General features: G+C 31.6%; 2 tRNA genes and 1 rRNA gene. All 3 read right to left on the reverse strand.

Annotated elements, in window-relative coordinates:
* Nucleotides 1-666: 666 nt before the first annotated feature.
* Nucleotides 667-742 (reverse strand) — tRNA-Ala (locus LGK95_RS22135).
* 3 nt (nucleotides 743-745) lie between these two features.
* Nucleotides 746-822: transfer RNA gene (locus tag LGK95_RS22140), tRNA-Ile, on the reverse strand.
* Nucleotides 823-828: 6 nt separating this feature from the next.
* Nucleotides 829-936, reverse strand: a 5S ribosomal RNA gene (gene rrf, locus LGK95_RS22145); the annotation flags it as partial.

Genomic DNA, 936 nt, shown 5'->3' on the forward strand with positions numbered 1-936 from the left:
TCTTACGACTAAAATATTACTTTTACTAAAGTAATTAACTGGTTAAAACAAAATGTTATTTCGTTTCTTTACCTATTTCTCTGTTTAATTTTCAAAGACCAATTTGCTTTGTCATCAACTGACGACTTCTACTATAATACTAGGTATTTCATATTTTGTCAACACCTTTTAAAATTTCTTTTTAAATATCTTTTAAAAGTATTAAATATTAACTAAACAAACTTTACCTTTACCGTTACTCATTTGCAGCGACAAGAAACATTCTATCACAATAATAAAATTATACATTTGGATTTATCACCATATATGTACATTATTCTTTATTTACTATGTATTTCTTTATATTCCTCTAATTTAATTGTATTGACACACATGGTTAGGTATATAAAATTAAATTTGTATTTAACAATATTATTCATTCCTTTATAAAAAACTTCGAAATTACTAAATATCCTATAATAAGTCAACATAGATAATTTATTAACATAAAAAATATACGTCTATAAAACATCGTCTTGGTGCATCTTTTTCAGGATACCGAAATTCCTTCTTAAAATTTTTGGAATTGTTTTAAAATTACATTTCTAATGATATTAATTTTAGCAAAGAAAAGATTATGTTAAATAAAAAAGACAAATAAAAAAACAGTCCTTATTGGACTGTTTTTGGTGGAGATAAAGGGAATCGAACCCTTGACCCCCTGCGTGCAAGGCAGGTGCTCTCCCAGCTGAGCTATATCCCCTTATGGTGGACCTTCAGGGACTCGAACCCCGGACCGACCGGTTATGAGCCGGTAGCTCTAACCAGCTGAGCTAAAGATCCATATTTATCTGGCGACGACCTACTCTTCCACAAGGTTACCCCTGCAGTACCATCGGCGCATTGAAGCTTAACCTTCGTGTTCGGTATGGGAACGGGTGTTACCTTCATGCCATA

It is taken from the genome of Clostridium algoriphilum, from assembly GCF_020443705.1.
GTDB classification, from domain to species: domain Bacteria; phylum Bacillota; class Clostridia; order Clostridiales; family Clostridiaceae; genus Clostridium_AD; species Clostridium_AD algoriphilum.